12 protein-coding genes are annotated in these 15,625 nt (G+C 71.5%); 2 read left to right on the top strand and 10 right to left on the bottom strand.

The window, feature by feature from the left end; translation table 11 throughout:
• Positions 1–28: 28 nt before the first annotated feature.
• From ACIQM4_RS17255 to ACIQM4_RS17215, 9 genes are all read right to left on the bottom strand, one after another.
• Positions 29–1,060, bottom strand: a complete 1,032-nt coding sequence (locus ACIQM4_RS17255; RefSeq protein ID WP_401592032.1) for a glutamate ABC transporter substrate-binding protein — start codon at positions 1,058–1,060, stop codon at positions 29–31.
• A 92-nt stretch (positions 1,061–1,152) separates the two neighbouring features.
• The gene (locus ACIQM4_RS17250) at positions 1,153–2,559 is read right to left on the bottom strand and encodes a hypothetical protein (RefSeq protein ID WP_401592030.1); all 1,407 of its coding nucleotides are present in this window, start codon (positions 2,557–2,559) and stop codon (positions 1,153–1,155) included.
• A gap of 396 nt (positions 2,560–2,955) precedes the next feature.
• Positions 2,956–3,936 carry an N-acetylglucosamine kinase gene (locus ACIQM4_RS17245; RefSeq protein WP_401592028.1) on the bottom strand — a complete coding sequence of 327 codons (981 nt, stop codon included), beginning with the start codon at positions 3,934–3,936 and terminating at the stop codon, positions 2,956–2,958.
• Entirely contained in the window at positions 3,933–5,198 is a 1,266-nt protein-coding gene (locus ACIQM4_RS17240) for a 6-phospho-beta-glucosidase (RefSeq protein ID WP_401592026.1), read from the bottom strand. Before ACIQM4_RS17240 ends, ACIQM4_RS17245 begins: the two co-directional genes overlap by 4 nt.
• A gap of 28 nt (positions 5,199–5,226) precedes the next feature.
• Positions 5,227–6,120: a carbohydrate ABC transporter permease gene (locus tag ACIQM4_RS17235; RefSeq protein WP_401592024.1), complete on the bottom strand. Its 894-nt coding sequence runs from the start codon at positions 6,118–6,120 to the stop codon at positions 5,227–5,229.
• A 4-nt stretch (positions 6,121–6,124) separates the two neighbouring features.
• A complete protein-coding gene (locus tag ACIQM4_RS17230; RefSeq protein ID WP_401592022.1) occupies positions 6,125–7,093 on the bottom strand; it encodes a carbohydrate ABC transporter permease in 969 nt (322 codons plus the stop codon).
• 6 nt (positions 7,094–7,099) lie between these two features.
• Positions 7,100–8,434 carry an ABC transporter substrate-binding protein gene (locus ACIQM4_RS17225; RefSeq protein WP_401592020.1) on the bottom strand — a complete coding sequence of 445 codons (1,335 nt, stop codon included), beginning with the start codon at positions 8,432–8,434 and terminating at the stop codon, positions 7,100–7,102.
• Positions 8,435–8,493: 59 nt separating this feature from the next.
• On the bottom strand, positions 8,494–9,690 hold the full coding sequence (locus ACIQM4_RS17220) for an ROK family protein (RefSeq protein WP_401592018.1): 1,197 nt from the start codon (positions 9,688–9,690) through the stop codon (positions 8,494–8,496).
• Between the two features lie 225 nt (positions 9,691–9,915).
• Positions 9,916–11,034: a mechanosensitive ion channel domain-containing protein gene (locus ACIQM4_RS17215; protein ID WP_401592016.1), complete on the bottom strand. Its 1,119-nt coding sequence runs from the start codon at positions 11,032–11,034 to the stop codon at positions 9,916–9,918.
• 238 nt (positions 11,035–11,272) lie between these two features.
• Between ACIQM4_RS17215 and ACIQM4_RS17210 the strand changes: the two genes are divergently transcribed.
• The gene (locus ACIQM4_RS17210) at positions 11,273–11,824 is read left to right on the top strand and encodes an HNH endonuclease (RefSeq protein ID WP_401592014.1); all 552 of its coding nucleotides are present in this window, start codon (positions 11,273–11,275) and stop codon (positions 11,822–11,824) included.
• Between the two features lie 186 nt (positions 11,825–12,010).
• Here the strand turns inward: ACIQM4_RS17210 and ACIQM4_RS17205 are convergent, their stop codons facing one another.
• The gene (locus ACIQM4_RS17205) at positions 12,011–14,953 is read right to left on the bottom strand and encodes a beta-N-acetylglucosaminidase domain-containing protein (RefSeq protein WP_401592355.1); all 2,943 of its coding nucleotides are present in this window, start codon (positions 14,951–14,953) and stop codon (positions 12,011–12,013) included.
• 310 nt (positions 14,954–15,263) lie between these two features.
• Here ACIQM4_RS17205 and ACIQM4_RS17200 point away from each other — a divergent pair, with 310 nt between their 5' ends.
• Positions 15,264–15,506 (top strand): hypothetical protein, encoded by a 243-nt coding sequence (locus ACIQM4_RS17200; protein ID WP_398416932.1) that lies wholly within the window; start codon positions 15,264–15,266, stop codon positions 15,504–15,506.
• Positions 15,507–15,625: the final 119 nt, after the last annotated feature.

Below are 15,625 nucleotides of genomic sequence, written 5' to 3'. Positions count from 1 at the left end.
GCCGGTGCGTCCGGTCGGCCGGCGGCGCTCAGTCCGAGAACTTCGGGGCCGGCGGGCCCTTGATGCCGGGAAGGTCCTCCTTCAGCCAGTCGTCGTACGACTGCTTCCAGCGGCTCCTGCTGTAGTCGGCGAGGACCTTGTTGATGCGGCGCACCAGGTCCGCGTCGTCCTTGTTCGTCGCGACGCCGTAGTACTCGGTGGTGAACGGGGTGCCCTTCACCTCGATCGCAGGGTCCTGCGCCGCCTGGCCGGCGGCCAGCGCGTTGTCGGTGACGATCGCGTCGACCTGGCCCATCTGGAGCCGCACCAGGCAGTCCAGCTGGTTGGGCACGATGTAGCGAGGGTCGTCGAAGAGCGCGCCGTGCGACTCCTTCTTCATCGCGTCGTACGCGGTGGAGCCCTTGGCGGTGCAGACCCGCTTGCCCTTCAGCGAACCGTCGTACCCGGTGATCCCGGGCCCCTTCAGCGCCAGCACCTGCTGGCCGGCCTCGAAGTACGCGTTGGAGAAGGCCACGTCCTTGATCCGGGAACAGTTGACCGTCATCGTCCGCACCACGACGTCCACCTTGTGCGACTTCAGCGCCGGAATGCGCTGACTGGTCGGTATCGCACGGTAGATCACCTTGTCCGGGCTGCCGAACAGCTCCGTCGCGATGGCCTTCACGATGTCGATGTCGAAGCCTTCGAGCTCCTTGCTGGCCGGATTGCGGTATCCCCAGCGGTAGCTGTTCTGGTCGACACCGGCGACGAGCTTGCCCGCGGTGGCGCCCGTGCGCTCCTTGATCCGCTTGATGGCCGGGCCGTCCAGCGGGGACGGCCGCAGACTCGCCTCCGGGTCCTCGCACTCGTCGGCCTTCGCGGGCAGCGCCGCCGTCGTGCCGCTGCCCGGCGAGGACACCGTGTCCGCAACGCCGCCCGTGGTGGGCAGGGGCAGTACGGCCACGCCCGCCGTCAGGGCGCACGCCGCGGCCAGCGCGACCAGGCCCAGCCGCCAGCCGCCGCGCAGGGTGCGCGCCCCGCCGGTCCGTCCCGCCCCGGTCCCTTCCGATCCGGTCCGCACCCTCGCGCTCCCCCCGTGCACCGTCTCCCGCGTCTCCCGCAACTCCCGCGACTCGCGCGACTCCCGCGCGTCACGCCTCTCCCGCGGGCCCATCACCTGAACTCCGAAAGCCTGCGGCCGATGCCCAGCACCGCGCCCGCGGCGGCGAGCAGGGCCAGTACCGCCGCGCCGACCGCGAGCCCCGACAGGGCGCCGCGGCCGTCCTCGGCGGCCTCGGTGAACTCGCGCTGCTCCCACTCCAGGGCGTTCGCCAGCGCCGTGTCGACCTCGCCGAACCGGGTGCCGGTGGAGTTCCCCTCACCGGTGACCTTCTCCAGCGCCATGTCGTAGTTGCCCTGGTTGTCGGTGTCCCTGGCTTCCTTGTGCAGCGCCTTCCAGGCCGTCACGCTCTTGGTGGCCCGCTGCACCGGGTCCTTGCCCCCGCGGTCCTCCGCGAGCCGGGCGGCGGCGGCCAGCCGGGCGTCGAGGTCCTTCATCCCGGCCGTGTAGTCGGCGTCGTACTTGTCGGCGCCGTCCTTCGTGGAGACCGCACCCCGGGAGACCAGGGTCAGGTTCTCGTTGGCACGGGCCTGGAGCGAGCTGATCCTTGCGTCGTTGAGGACCCGCAGCGACTCCTGGCCGTGCGCCCGGGAGTCCTCCAGGCCCGCGGAGGCGAGCGCGTGCCCGACGGCCAGCCACAGCAGGACGGCGGCCGAGGCGACGGTCGCGGTGAGCAGGCCCTGGTTGAACACCCGGTTCGTCCGGCGGTAGTTGCGGCGCTGGGCCCAGCCGAGGGTGCCGAGCGCCACCACGCCGAGGCCGAGTGCCAGGTAGGGCCAGGTGCTCGCGTCGTCGTAGTCCCGGTAGAGCCGGTCCGTCTCCTCGTCGTACAGCCTCTTGGCGGCCGGCAGCAGCTGGGTGGTCATCTGCTCGTTCGCGTACCGCAGGTAGGCGCCGCCGAGGGGGAGGCCCTGCCGGTTGTTGGCGCGGGCCCGCTCGATCAGGCCGGTGTAGCGGGGGAGCTGCTGGTTGAGCAGGGTGATCTGCCGGCCCGACGCGCTCGTGCCCGCCGTGTTCGCCGCGGCCTTGACCAGCAGTCGGGACGCCTCGGCGATGTCCTCGTCGTACTTCTTCGTCACCGCGGGCGGCTCCTGCGCGCCCGCGAGGAAACCGCTCGCGGCGGAGGTGTCGGCGTCGGCGAGCGAACGGTAGATGCTCGCGGCGTCGGCGGAGAGCGGCTGGCTGCGCGACACCACGTCGTCGGCGGCCGACGCACGGTCGGAGACCTGCCAGGCTGTCACCGCCCCGAAGGCGACGACCAGGGCGGCCAGCACGGCCCCGATGATCCGCAGCCGGCCCGGCTCGGTGGTCGCTCCGGCCCGCAGCCGGTCCATGCCCTCGGTCCAGGCGGCGGCGCGCACGGGTGGTGGGTGCGGTCCTGGCCCCATGGGTGCGGGCGCCCCCGCGGGCGCGGGCGCCACGGCGGTCCCCCCTGGGCCGCCCATCGGCGGGTGTGCCACGTGACCTCCCCCTCGGTCGTGGACGGCTGGCCCGTCTCCCGGCGGGCTCCCCTCCCCATGAATACGTCGGAGAGATCCGTTTGGTTCCCGTACCGGGCCCGTGGGTGATCAGCGCGCCGGCCGGGTCGGGGGCCGGAGCGGTGACCGGCCAGGAGACCGTTCGTTGCCAATTCGCGCCAGGGACATGCCACTTCGAGGCCGCATCCTATGCGGCCCGGGGGGCCGGGGCCATGGGGATCCGGCCGCCGCCCGAGTCGTCCCCAATTGACAGGGTGCGACGTGGGTGGCTCCGGTACGACGTGGGCGGCGGCCGGGAACGCGCGCCCCGCGGTTCACGGCCGCCGCGTCGCGGGACGACCGCACGACGTGTGCCCCCTCCCGTCCCGCGGACCGCCGCTACGCGTAGTGCGCCCGCAGTGTCCGGTGGGCCTGCGCGGGAGCGGCGACGTGGTCGAGTCCCAGCAGGGCCGCGCCGAGTACCGGAGGCGCCGCCACCACGCGTACCACCGCCTTCGGCGCCCGCTGCGCCAGCAGGACCGCGATCCGGTCGTCGAGCTCCGGGTGCCGGGCGGCCAGCACACCGCCACCGAGCAGCACCGGCGCCTCCTCCGTCAGGAGGCCGAGCCGGCCCAGCGCCACCGACGCCATCGCGACGACCTCGTCGGCCAGCCGGTGCACGAGGGACCGGGCCACCGGGTCGCCCGCCGCACTCACGGTGAACACCAGCGGTGCCACCTCGTGCTGGCGCACCGCCGGGATGCGCCCCAGGTGCAGGGCCTCTATGAGGGCGTACATCGACGCCAGCCCGAAGTGCGCGGGCAGCGTACGCGCCAGCTGTGTCGGCGCCCCGCGCCCGTCCTCGGCGCGGGCGGCGAACCACAGGGCCTCCTCGGCGAGACCGCTGCCGCCGCCCCAGTCGCCGGAGATCTTCCCGATCGCGGGGAAGCGGGCGGTGCGCCCGTCCGGCAGCATGCCCACGCAGTTGATGCCCGCCCCGCACACCACCGCCACCCCGCGCGGCTCGTCCACACCGGCGCGCAGGATCGCGAAGGTGTCGTTGCGGACCTCGGTGCTGCGGCCCCAGCCGCGCGCCTGCACCGCCTGCGCCAACTCCTCCTCCTCGACCGGCAGATCGGCGTTGGCCAGGCACGCGGACACATGGTCGACACAGTCGGCCCCCGCCTGCTCCAGTGCCGTCGTGACCGCGTCCGCGAGGGTGTCCACCGCCACTTGGACACCCACCAGGGGCGGCTGGAAACCGCCGCCCCTGCCGGTGCCCAGGACCCGGCCGTCGGCGCCGATCACGGCGACGTCCGTCTTGCTGTTGCCCGCGTCGACCGCCAGCACCGAGCCGGGAGCGCCGCGGCTCGTGCTCATGCCCACGCCAGGTGCTCCCTGTTGTGCGCGAGCAGCTTGTCCGTGAGCGCCTCCGCGTACTCGAACTGCCCGACCAGGGGGTGCGCGAGGAGCGCCTTGAAGACTCTCTCGCGGCCCCCGTGCAGGGCCGCCTCCAGCGCGAGGTTCTCGTACGCCGTCACATGCGCGACCAGTCCCGCGTACATGGGGTCGAGCGCGGGCACCTCAAGAGGCGTCGCCCCGGACGCGTCGACGCGTGCCTGGGTCTCGATGACCGCGTCGTCCGGCAGGAAGGGCAGGGTGCCGTTGTTGTACGTGTTGACCACCTGCACCGGCGAACCGCCGCAGCCGAGCAGGGCGGACGCCAGGTCGACCGCCGCCTCCGAGTAGAAGGCGCCGCCGCGCCTGGCGAGCAGCTCCGGCTTCTCGTCGAGCGCGGGGTCGCCGTACATGGCCAGCAGTTCCTTCTCCATGGCCGCCACCTCCGCCGCCCTGGACGGCTTCGTGCCGAGCTCCCGCACGACCTCGTCGTGCTGGTAGAAGTACCGCAGGTAGTACGAGGGGACGACGCCGAGGCGGTCCACGACCGCGCGCGGCATGTGCAGGTCGGCCGCGATCGTGTCACCGTGCTCGGCGATCAGCCGCGGCAGCAGGTTCTCGCCCGCCGGGCCGCCGAGGCGCACGCCCAGCTCCCAGGTGAGGTGGTTGAGCCCCACGTGGTCGAGATGGACCTCGGAGGGGGTGACGTCGAGCAGCGCGGCGAACTTCCGCTGGAAGCCGATCGCCACGTTGCACAGGCCCACCGCCTTGTGGCCGGCCTGCAGCAGTGCGCGGGTGACGATGCCGACGGGGTTCGTGAAGTCGATGATCCACGCGTCCGGGTTGGTGCGGCGGACGCGTTCGGCGATGTCCAGGACGACCGGAACCGTGCGCAGCGCCTTCGCGAGGCCGCCCGCGCCGGTGGTCTCCTGGCCGACGCAGCCGCACTCCAGCGGCCAGGTCTCGTCCTGGTTGCGCGCCGCCTGGCCGCCCACGCGCAGCTGCAGCAGTACCGCGTCGGCGCCCGCGACGCCCGCGTCCAGGTCGGCGGTGGTGACGATGGTGCCCGGGTGACCCTGTTTGGCGAAGATCCGGCGGGCCAGTCCGCCGACGAGTTCCAGGCGGTCGGCCGCCGGGTCGATCAGGACCAGCTCGGTGACCGGGAGCGTGTCCCGGAGCCGGGCGAAGCCGTCGATCAACTCGGGTGTGTAGGTGGATCCTCCACCGACTACGGCGAGCTTCATACTGTTCCGATCTTCATGCTGTGATGACCTAGCCCTTCACTCCGGTCAGCGTGACACCCTCGACGAACGCCTTCTGGGCGAAGAAGAAGACGAGGATCACGGGGGCCATGACCAGTACGGTCGCGGCCATGGTCAGGTTCCAGTTGGTCTGGTGCGCGCCCTTGAAGGACTCCAGGCCGTAACTCAGCGTCCACGCGGCCGGGTTCTCCGACGCGTAGATCTGCGGTCCGAAGTAGTCGTTCCAGAGGGCGAAGAACTGGAACAGGGCGATCGCCGCGATGCCGGGCCTGGCCATCGGCAGTACGACACGGATCAGCGTGCGGAACTCGCCGCAGCCGTCCACCTTCGCCGCGTCCAGGTACTCGTTGGGGATGGTCAGCAGGAACTGTCGCAGCAGAAAAATGGAGAATGCGTCCCCGAATGCCAGCGGAACGATCAGCGGCCACAGGGTGCCGGTGAGGTCCAGCTGCTTCGACCAGAACAGGTACATCGGGATGATGACCACCTGCTGCGGCAGCATCATCATCGAGATGACCAGCATCAGGGAGAGGTTGCGGCCCCTGAAGCGGAACTTGGCGAGCGCGTAGGCGACCGGGACCGACGAGAGGACCGTCAGGACGGTGCCCAGGCCCGCGTACATCAGGCTGTTCTTCCACCAGGTGAGGAAGCCCGGCGTCTCGAAGACCTTGACGTAGTTGCCCCACTCCCAGGTGTGCGGCACCAGGTCGCTGGTGAGCGCCTGCTGGTCGCTCATCACGGAGGTGAGGAAGAGGAAGAGGAACGGCAGCACGAAGAAGAGTGCCGCCGCGATCCCCAGCGAGTGCACGCCGATCCAGTGCAGGGCCGCCCTGCGGCGTGCGGTGCGGTGGGCGGGGGTGGGCTCGTTGACGTTGAGCGGACGCTCAAGTGTCGAGGTGGACATGGGGTTAGTCACCTGCCTGGAGGAGGCCGCCGCGACGTCGCATCAGCAGGGCCGTGAAGGCCATCGCCAGGACGAACAGGACGAGCGCGGTGACCGCGGCCGCGCCGTAGTCGAAGCGCTGGAAGCCGAGGTTGTAGACCAGCTGGGGCAGGGTCAGGGTCGACTTGTCGGGGAAGCCCGGCTCGAACTGCTGGCCGGAGTTGCCGATGATGCCGGAGGCGACCTTCCCCGCCACCAGCGGCTGGGTGTAGTACTGCATCGCCTGGATCACGCCGGTGACCACGGCGAACATCACGATCGGGGAGATGTTCGGCAGCGTCACGAAGCGGAACCGCTGCCAGGCCGACGCGCCGTCCAGTTCCGCCGCCTCGTACTGCTCCTTCGGTACGTCCAGGAGTGCGGCCATGAAGATGACCATCAGGTCACCGATGCCCCACACCGCGAGGACGGTGAGCGCGGGCTTGGCGAAGGCGGGATCGGTGAACCAGTCGGGGGTGGGCAGGCCGATGCTGCCCAGGATCTCGTTGACCGGCCCGGTGCCCGGGTTCAGCAGGAAGACGAAACCGAGTGTCGCGGCGACCGGCGGAGCCAGGTAGGGCAGGTAGAAGAGGGTGCGGAAGATGCCCGTAGCCGTCTTGATCTTGGTGATCAGCAGGCCTACGCCCAGACCGAAGACGACCCGGCACAGCACCATCACGACGACCAGCCACAGCGTGTTGCGCATCGCGGGCCAGAAGTTCGGATAGTCCGCGAAGACGTACTTCCAGTTGTCCAGGCCGTTGAACACCGGTGCGCCGAAGCCGTCGTACTTCGTGAAGGAGAAGTACACGGTGGAGAGCAGCGGGTACGCGAAGAAGACCGCGAAGCCGATCAGCCAGGGAGACATGAAGGCCGCCGTGCGCAGTGCCTGCCTCCTGTGCTTCGCGGCGAGGCCCGGCTTCCCGCGCTGCGGGAGGAGCGTGTGCGTGGTCATGACGGACTACTTCGCCTTCGCGATGTCGGTGTCGATCTGCTTCGCGAGCTTCGCCAGGCCGGCCTTCAGGTCCTTCTCGGTGCCCTTCTCGTACTGGTAGCCGAACTCCTGCATCGCGTTGAGATACGTGGCGCCGTTGACCGCGCCTGCCGGGGTGTTGGACTTCGGGTGCTGCGCGATGTCGAGGAAGGTCTTGAACGCCGGGTCGTTCTTCAGGTCGGGGGACTTCAGTGCTGCGAAGGTCGAGGGCACGTTGTGGATCGCGTTGGAGAACTCCACGACCGCCTTGGTGTCGGTCGTCATGAACTTCACCAGCTCCCACGCCGCGTTCTGCTTCTTGCTCTGCGGGGCGATACCCATCACCGTTCCCGACAGGAAGCCCTTGCCGTACTCGGCCCGCTCGCTGTCCGGGACCGGCATCGGCGCGACACCGATCTCGAAGGGCACCTTGGCGTCCTTCGCCATCCCGAGCCGCCACTCACCGTCCAGCTGCATCGCGACCTGACCGGTGTGGAACGGGTGCTTCGGGCCGAACTCGTCACCGAATGTGTTGCGGAACTTCTCCAACTTCTGTATTCCGCCGAGTTCGTCCACGAGCTTCTTCTGCGTCGTGAACATCTCCGTGAAGGCGGGGTCCTTGGCGATGTTGGACTTGCCGTCCTTGTCGAAGTACTCCGGGCCCCAGGCGCCCAGGTAGTGCTCGGTGGTCGTCTCGTAGCCGTGGTAGGCGGGCATGAAGCCCAGCTGCTCGAAACCGTCGCCCTTGGTCTTCGTCAGCTTCTTCGCCGTCGCGGCGAGCTCCGAGAACGTCACCGGCGCCTTCTTCACGCCGGCCTTCTCGAAGGCGTCCTTGTTGTAGTAGAGGCCGTAGGCGTCCGCGAGCAGCGGCAGGGCGCAGCGCTTTCCCTCGAACTGTGTGTAGTCGAGCATGACCTTCGGGAAAGTCTTCTCCAGATCCAGCTTCGACTTCTCGATGAAGGGCTTCAGATCCGCGAAAGCGCCCGACGAGCAGAACTTTCCGATGTTGGACGTGGTGAACGACGACACGACGTCCGGGCCCTTGGAACCGCCGCTGCGCAGCGACTGGTTGAGCTTGTCGTCATTGATGTTGCCGACGACGTTGACCTTGATGTTCGGGTGCGCCTTCTCGAAGCGGGCGACGTTCTCCTGAATCGCCTTGACCTCGTTCGGGGCGCTCCAGCCGTGCCAGAAGTTGATCGTGGTGTTGGCCTTCGGGTCGTCCTTCGCCGTGTTCTCGGCGGAGCCGGTACAGGCGGTGGCCACCACGGATATCGCGGCGACGGAGACGGCGGCGGCGGTCAGACGGCGGTTTCTGCGCATGACAAAGCTCCCAGGGGCAGGACGGGGCACGGGGGTGGTGCGACGGGGGCGGAAGGGGTCTAGCGGGCCGAGGTGTCGAACACTTCGTCCCGGGTGGCCTCCAGGGCGCTCTGCAGCGCACCTCTCAGCACGGGGTCCTGCTGGATCTCACCGATCACAAGACGCGGACGGGGCGCGGCCAGGTCGGCCAGCTCCGCCTGTACGAGGGACCGCAGGGGCTCGCCGCCCGAGGCGACCAGCGCCCCGGACAGCACGATCAGTTCGGGGTCGAGCACGGCGACCACGGAGGCGAGGCCGACGGCGAGGCGCTGGGCGTACTCCGGGAGGAGCCCGGCCAGTTCGCTCTCGCCGGCCGCGGCGCGGCCCAGCAGGCCGGTGGCGACCCGCACGGCCGGCTGCTCGGGAGTGTCGACGCCGAGCCGCTTCGCGATCCGCGGCACGGCGACCGGACCGACCAGTTCCTGGAAGCCGCCCGCGTTGGCCTGCGCCACCCGCCGGATCAGCGGGGCGCCGGGCACCGGCAGGAAGCCCACCTCACCCGCTCCTCCGGTCCGGCCGCGGTGCAGCCGGCCGCCGAGTACCAGCGCGGCGCCGAGGCCGGCCTCCGCCCACAGCAGCACGAAGTTCTCGTGGCCGCGCGCCACGCCGAGCCGCTGCTCGGCGACCGCCGCCAGGTTCACGTCGTTCTCGTACTCCACCGGCATCGGGAGCACCGCCGCCAGTTCGTCGAGCAGCGTGGCGGAGTGCCAGCCCGGCAGGTGCGAGGCGTACCGCAGCCGGCCGGTGCTCGGGTCGAAGGCGCCGGGAGTGCCGATCACCACCCGGTGCAGGTCACCGCGGGTGAGGGAGGCGTCGGCCGCGGCGCCGTCGATCGCCTGCGTCACCTGGCGTACGACACCCTCCGGCGCGCGCCCCGGGGTGGCCAGCTCGAAGCTGCCGACGGTCTCGCCCGTGAGGTCGGCGACGGCGGCGCGGATCCGGGCCGGGGTGACGTCGAGGGCCGCGACATGGGCGGCGCCCGCGTTCACCGCGTACAGCTGCGCGCTGGGTCCCGGGCGGCCCTCCGTGGTGCCGGTGGCGACGACCAGCCCCGCCGCTTCGAGGCGGGCCAGCAGCTGGGAGGCGGTCGGCTTGGAGAGCCCGGTGAGCTTGCCGATCCGGGTCCGGGAGAGGGGTCCGTGGGCCAGCAGCAGGTCCAGCGCGGCACGGTCGTTCATCGCGCGCAGAACACTCGGTGTGCCTGGTGTTGTGGCCATGACGAAGTCACCCGCCTCTCGGCTGCCCGCTCTCCCAACCACGTTGTTAGGAAAGTTTCCTATTCGGTGGGAGGAACGTAAGCGGAGGCGAAAGAGGCGTCAATGGGAAGCGCCCCCGAGGCAACCAAAGCGTTACCTGCGGGGGCGCGGAAGGTGTACGGAATGCGGTGGGGCGGTACGAAACCGGGCGCAATGCTTCTCGCCCGTACCGGGCCGGTGGTGCGCCTACTTGTTCAGGTTGGGGTTCGGCGCGGGAGGCGTGGGGCCCGAGCCGGGCGACGCCCCTGCGGGCGGGATCGGGTTGGACGCCACCGCCTGCGGGGACAGCGGGTTGGCCATCGCGGACGGTGCGGCGACACCCGCCGACGGGTCCGCGAGCTCCTCCTCCAGCACCGGGACGGGGCCGCCGACGATCCGGATGCCCGCCGCGTCGAAGGCGTGCTTGACCCGCCAGCGCAGCTCGCGCTCCACCCCGAGCGCCTTGCCCGGCATGGTCTTCGCGGACAGCCGCACGATCATCGAGTCCAGCAGTACCGAGTCCAGGCCGAGGACCTCGATCGGTCCCCACAGCCGTTCGTTCCACGGCTCGGCCTTCGCCATGTCCTCGGCGACCTCGGACAGCACGGCCCTGATGTTCTCCAGGTCCTCCGACGGGCGGACCTGGACGTCGACGCCCGCGGTGGCCCAGCCCTGGCTGAGGTTGCCGATCCGCTTGACCTCGCCGTTGCGCACGTACCAGATCTCGCCGTTGTCGCCGCGCAGCTTGGTGACGCGCAGGCCGACCTCTATGACCTCGCCGGACGCGACACCCGCGTCGATGGTGTCGCCGACGCCGTACTGGTCCTCCAGGATCATGAACACGCCGGAGAGGAAGTCCGTGACCAGGTTGCGCGCACCGAAACCGAGCGCCACACCGGCCACACCGGCACTCGCGAGCAGCGGCGCCAGATTGATGTTCAACGCGCCCAGCACCATCAGCGCCGCGGTGCCGAGGATCAGGAAGGACGCCACTGAACGGAGCACCGAACCGATCGCCTCGGACCGCTGGCGGCGGCGCTCCGCGTTGACCAGCAGCCCGCCGAGCGCGGTGCCCTCCACCGCCTGGGCGCTGTTGTTCATGTGGGCTATCAGCTTGGTGATCGTGCGCCGGATCACCGACCGCAGCACGGTGGCGATCACGATGATCAGCAGGATGCGCAGGCCGACACTCAGCCAGGTGGACCAGTTCTGCTCCACCCAGCTCGCGGCGTTGCCCGCCTTCTCGGCGGCCTCGTCGAACGTGACGGGATCGGCGGGCGGTTCTGCGACCAGTCGGGTGGACCAGTACACCTCGGGCACCTCCATGCGTACGGCAGACCCACCACACTAACGGGGCAAGGGGGAGCGGCCCGCTGACTCGGGCCCACGGGCGCTGTGGTCCCCGACACCCCGGCGGGCCGGTTCCCGTGCACGAGGCCCTGTGGTGCAAAACACTCCCGGCCCGTTACCCGGACGTGGTGGCGCCACGACCAGGCATGAGGGGAGACTGGTCGTGCATCGTCCCGGCGCGAGCCACGCGCCGCCGGCGTCATAGGAGGCATCCGTGCCGCATGTCCTGGTCCTCAACGCGTCGTACGAGCCCCTCGGCGTCGTACCGCTCCGCCGCGCGCTCGTCCTCGTCCTCGAAAACAAGGCACTCTGCCTTGAGGAGTCCGGCGCCTTTCTGCACAGTGCGACCCGGGTCGTGCCCGCTCCCAGCGTGGTCCGGCTGAAACGGTTCGTAAGGGTTCCCTACCGGGGTCCCGTCCCCCTCACCCGCCGTGCGCTCTTCGCCAGGGACGGCGGGCGCTGTATGTACTGCGGTGGCGTCGCAACCAGCGTCGACCATGTCATTCCGCGCAGTCGCGGCGGACAGCACGCCTGGGAGAACGTGGTGGCGGCCTGCCGCCGCTGCAACCACGTCAAGGCGGACCGGCATCTGCTGGAGCTCGGCTGGCGGCTGCGCCACCCGCCGGCCCCGCCGTCCGGCCTCGCCTGGCGCATCATCGGGACCGGGCACCGGGACCCGCGCTGGCTCCCGTACCTGCAGCCCTTCGGCGCGGACGACGCACTGGCCCGGATCGACGGTTCCTCGGTGCGGACCGGGGTCGCCTGATATCTGGACCTTCTTGCGGTAGGAGTCCGCGCGGAGTTCCGCCGCCGGACGAGCACCCCGGGCCGGGCCCAGGAGCCGTGCCACGTGTGGGGTTGAGCGACCGCTCAACCCCACAGTGCACGTCCAGCCCCTCCCCGCAGTGCACGTCCGGCCCCACAGCGCTCGTCCAACCCCACAGTGACGCCGTCAGGGGGCGACCGCGTACGCCTCCACCGACCACAGCGAGTACCCGAACCGGGTCGCCCGCTCGTCGCCCTGCACCCGGACGAATCTGGCGTCCGGCGCGTCCAGGCGCACCGTCTCCCGGCCGCCCCTGCCGTCCCGTACGGTCGCCGCCGTCCGCCACGTACGGCCGTCGGCCGACACCTGTACGCGGTACGCCTTGGCGTACGCGTCCTGCCAGTTCAGGACCACCTGGCCCACCCGGGCCGGCTGCGCCAGCTCGGCCTGCCACCACGCGGAGGGCCCCACCGGCGACGACCAGCGCGTCCCCGCGTCGCCGTCGGCCGCCGCCGCGGCCGGGAAGTCGGCCGTCTCGTCGCCCGACGACGAGATCTTCGCCCCGCGTACGAGGTCGGCGCCCGCGGTGCGCGGCGCCACCCGCACCGTCAGCACCTGCTCCTCGCCCCCGCTGAAGGACACCGGTACGCGGTACTCGCCCGCCGGGGTGCCCTTGGCGGCCTTGACGTCGAGCGGCACCGAGGCGTCCGTGCCGCGCGGCACGACGGTCGCCCCGGGAGCCACCACCTCGATGCCCTTGGGCGCCCTCGCGGCCAGCTCCCCGCGCACCTCGCCGGGCCGCTGCCCGGTCAGCGCCGCCTGCACGCGCACCGCCCGGCCGCCGATCTCCGCGTCGACCTCCTTGCGGGACAGCGACAGCCTGGCCTCGGGCTCGTCCGCGAACCACGGCACCAGCCGGTGCACCCGCGCCACCCCGGAGGTCCAGGCGAGCCGCACCGCGTCCACGCGCGTGCCGCCGACGGGCGTCTGCGTCCAGCCGTCCGGGGTGAGCGCCCCAACCTTCCGCCAGCCCTCGCCCGGCACATGCACCTCGACCGCGGTGTCGGCGTTCCCCGGGTCGGTCATCGTCGTCACCGTGGACACCGGACGGGGGTGCTTCAGGCGCACCGTGTACGTGCCGGGCCCCTGGGCGGCGCTGTCGGGCGCGCGGTCCGCGCCCGTCCAGGCGGCCCCCTGGCGCACGGCCTTCGACAGGAACGGGTCGAGCACCCCCTTGCCGACCGTCACGCGGGGCGCCTTCAGCCCCGCACGGGAGGCGTCCAGGGCGAGCGACGCCCGCCAGGCACCCGCACCGTCGCCCGCCGCCTGTGCCTGGAGCATGTCGACCGCGTGCTCACCGGCCGCGCCGTACCGCGCGAACCGGTCCACCCAGGGCCGTACCTCGTCGTCGAAGGCGCCGTCCGCCGCCTTGCCCAGACGCTGCGGGGCCTCCTTCATCACTGTGAACGCGGCCCGCAGCCGTTTGGCGGCCGCGTTCCGCTCCGCGGCGTCGCCGGACGGGCGGGACTTCCAGAACGCGTCGATCAGCGGCCGCAGGTACGCCGACTCGTGCGCCGGGTCCAGTATCGACGAGGCGTGGTTCCCGGCGAAGGCGCGCATCGCCTCACGCGCCTTCGGGTCACCGCCCGCGAGGTCGTCGATCGCCGCCTGCCAGGACTCCTGCGGCTGGTAACCCCGCGGGTTCCAGGCGAAGTCGGCGGCCGTGAACAGCGGAATGCGGGAAGCGGAGGGCTGTTCCATCGCGTTGGACAGCAGGGCGGCGCTGCGGCCCGCCACCGCCGGTTCACGGCCCGTGTAGGGGCCGAGGAAGATGCGGTCCTGCGCGTAGTCGTTGACCGGGTAGTTGTCCATGGTCACCAGGGGATGGCCGAACGCGGCCCGGGTGGTGACCAGTTCGCGTCCGCTGATGGTGCGCGGCACCACGCCGACACCGGTCCAGGCGACCTGCACGCGGGGATCGAACTCGGTCGCCAGGGCGCGCCGGTAGGCGGTCGCCCCCTCCTGGTAGAACTCGGTCGGCATCAACGACAGCGGCTCGGCGCCCGGGTGCCGCTCGGCGAGATGGCGGGCCACCGCGCTCGCCACGCGCGCGTGTGCCTTCGCCGCCGCCTCTGGGCCCGAGCCGAACACGTCCGCGTCCTGACCGCAGTGCCACTCGCTGTAGCTGACGTCCTGGAACTGGAGCTGGAAGACCCGTACACCCAGCGCCCACATCGCGTCGACCTTGCGGGTGAGCGCGCGCACGTCCCGGTCGTCGGACATGCACATCGCCTGGCCGGGCGCCACCGCCCAGCCCAGCGCCACGTGGTTGCGGCGGGCGTGGTCGGCGAGCACCCGGAAGGAGGCCCGGTCGGCCGCCGGGTAGGGCTCACGCCACAGCGCCTGCCGGTACGGGTCGTCACCCGGCGCGTACAGATAGCGGTTCTGCTTCGTACGGCTCATGAAGTCGATCTGCGCGAGCCGCTGTTCGGTGCTCCAGGGGCGGCCGTAGAAACCTTCCGTCATGCCCCGTACGGCTGTTCCCGGCCAGTCGCGTACGACGGCGCCCGCGATGCTGCCCGGGGCCCCGGCGGGGGTGCGTACCAACTGCCGCAGTGTCTGCGCCGCGTGGAACATGCCGTCCTGGCCGACGCCGTCCAGGGCCACCGTGTGGCGCCCCGCGACCTCACCCACCGCGATCCGGTAGCCGCCCTGCGGCAGGTCCGCGCGGGCGGGCGCGCGGAGCGCCTTCAGGGCGGCCTCGGCGTCCCCCACCCGTACGACCAGACCGCGCGGGGGCAGTGCCTCGCCCGGCGCGGTCTCGTAGAGGGTGTGCGCGCCGGCACCCCGCAGCACGCTGCGCAGCGCGTCCACCGCGTACGGATCGGTGCCGGGCGCCACGACGAGGACCGCCTCGTCCCCGACCGGCACGCCCTGTCCGGCGGCCCGCATCGACTGCGGTCGCGGCCACACCGGCGGTAGCGGGGCCCCGCTCTCATGGTCCCGCGCGGTGGGGGAGGGGGCGTCGGGTGCGGGCGGCGCGGCGACCGCCACCGGTGCCCCGCCGAGCAGGCCGCCCATCACGGCGAACGCGACGGCGGTCGCACCCCTTCTGCGCCCCAGCTGCACGCCGTACTCCTCGGTGTTCATCGCTTCGTGACCTACGGCGCCGATGCCATCACCCGTCTGCCAAGGGTGTCAATGCGAGCCGCCCGTATGTCGCATTTGCCTGCGGGGGGTGTGGTGGAGGGACCGCGTGCGCCGCCGGGGGCCGGCGGACAGTCTGCGGCGTTCCGTCCCCCCGCTCCAAGTTTTTCCGTCAACTCCCGCCCCGGGGTGCGGTTGTGACCCGGGTCACCTTGGGCGACCGGAAATGTCTGCGGTTCCGTCCTTTGGGTATGGCTGCTGTTGTCCGCGTCCCCCACCAAGGGAGGCCCCCGTGGCCGCTTCTGCCCAGCTTCTCCTCTCCGCCCTGTCCAAACAGGTCTCGGGTCCCGACTCGGGTCTCGACGGATCCTGCGCGTGCGGCTGCGCCGAGCCGCCCCTCACCAGCGAGCCCCCGCTCGCCGACGCAGCGCCGCTGACGAGTGAGCCGCCGCTCACCGACGCCGCGCCCCTCACCAGCGAGCCGACGTCGTACGGAACGGCGTCCGGCATGGAGTACCAGTACCCGGGGGTCTAGATGGCCGCAGCGCAGGAGCCGCCGGGCACACCGGAGCGCGCTGACGGGCCGAAGCCGTCCGCGGTGCCGGGGGAGCCGCCGCGCGCGATGCCTGGGGGACCCGATGGGCCGTCGCACGC

It is taken from the genome of Streptomyces sp. NPDC091272 (assembly GCF_044757485.1).
Taxonomy (GTDB): domain Bacteria; phylum Actinomycetota; class Actinomycetes; order Streptomycetales; family Streptomycetaceae; genus Streptomyces.
Note: the sequence above shows the minus strand (reverse complement) of the source record. Positions and strands in the feature narration are given on the sequence as shown.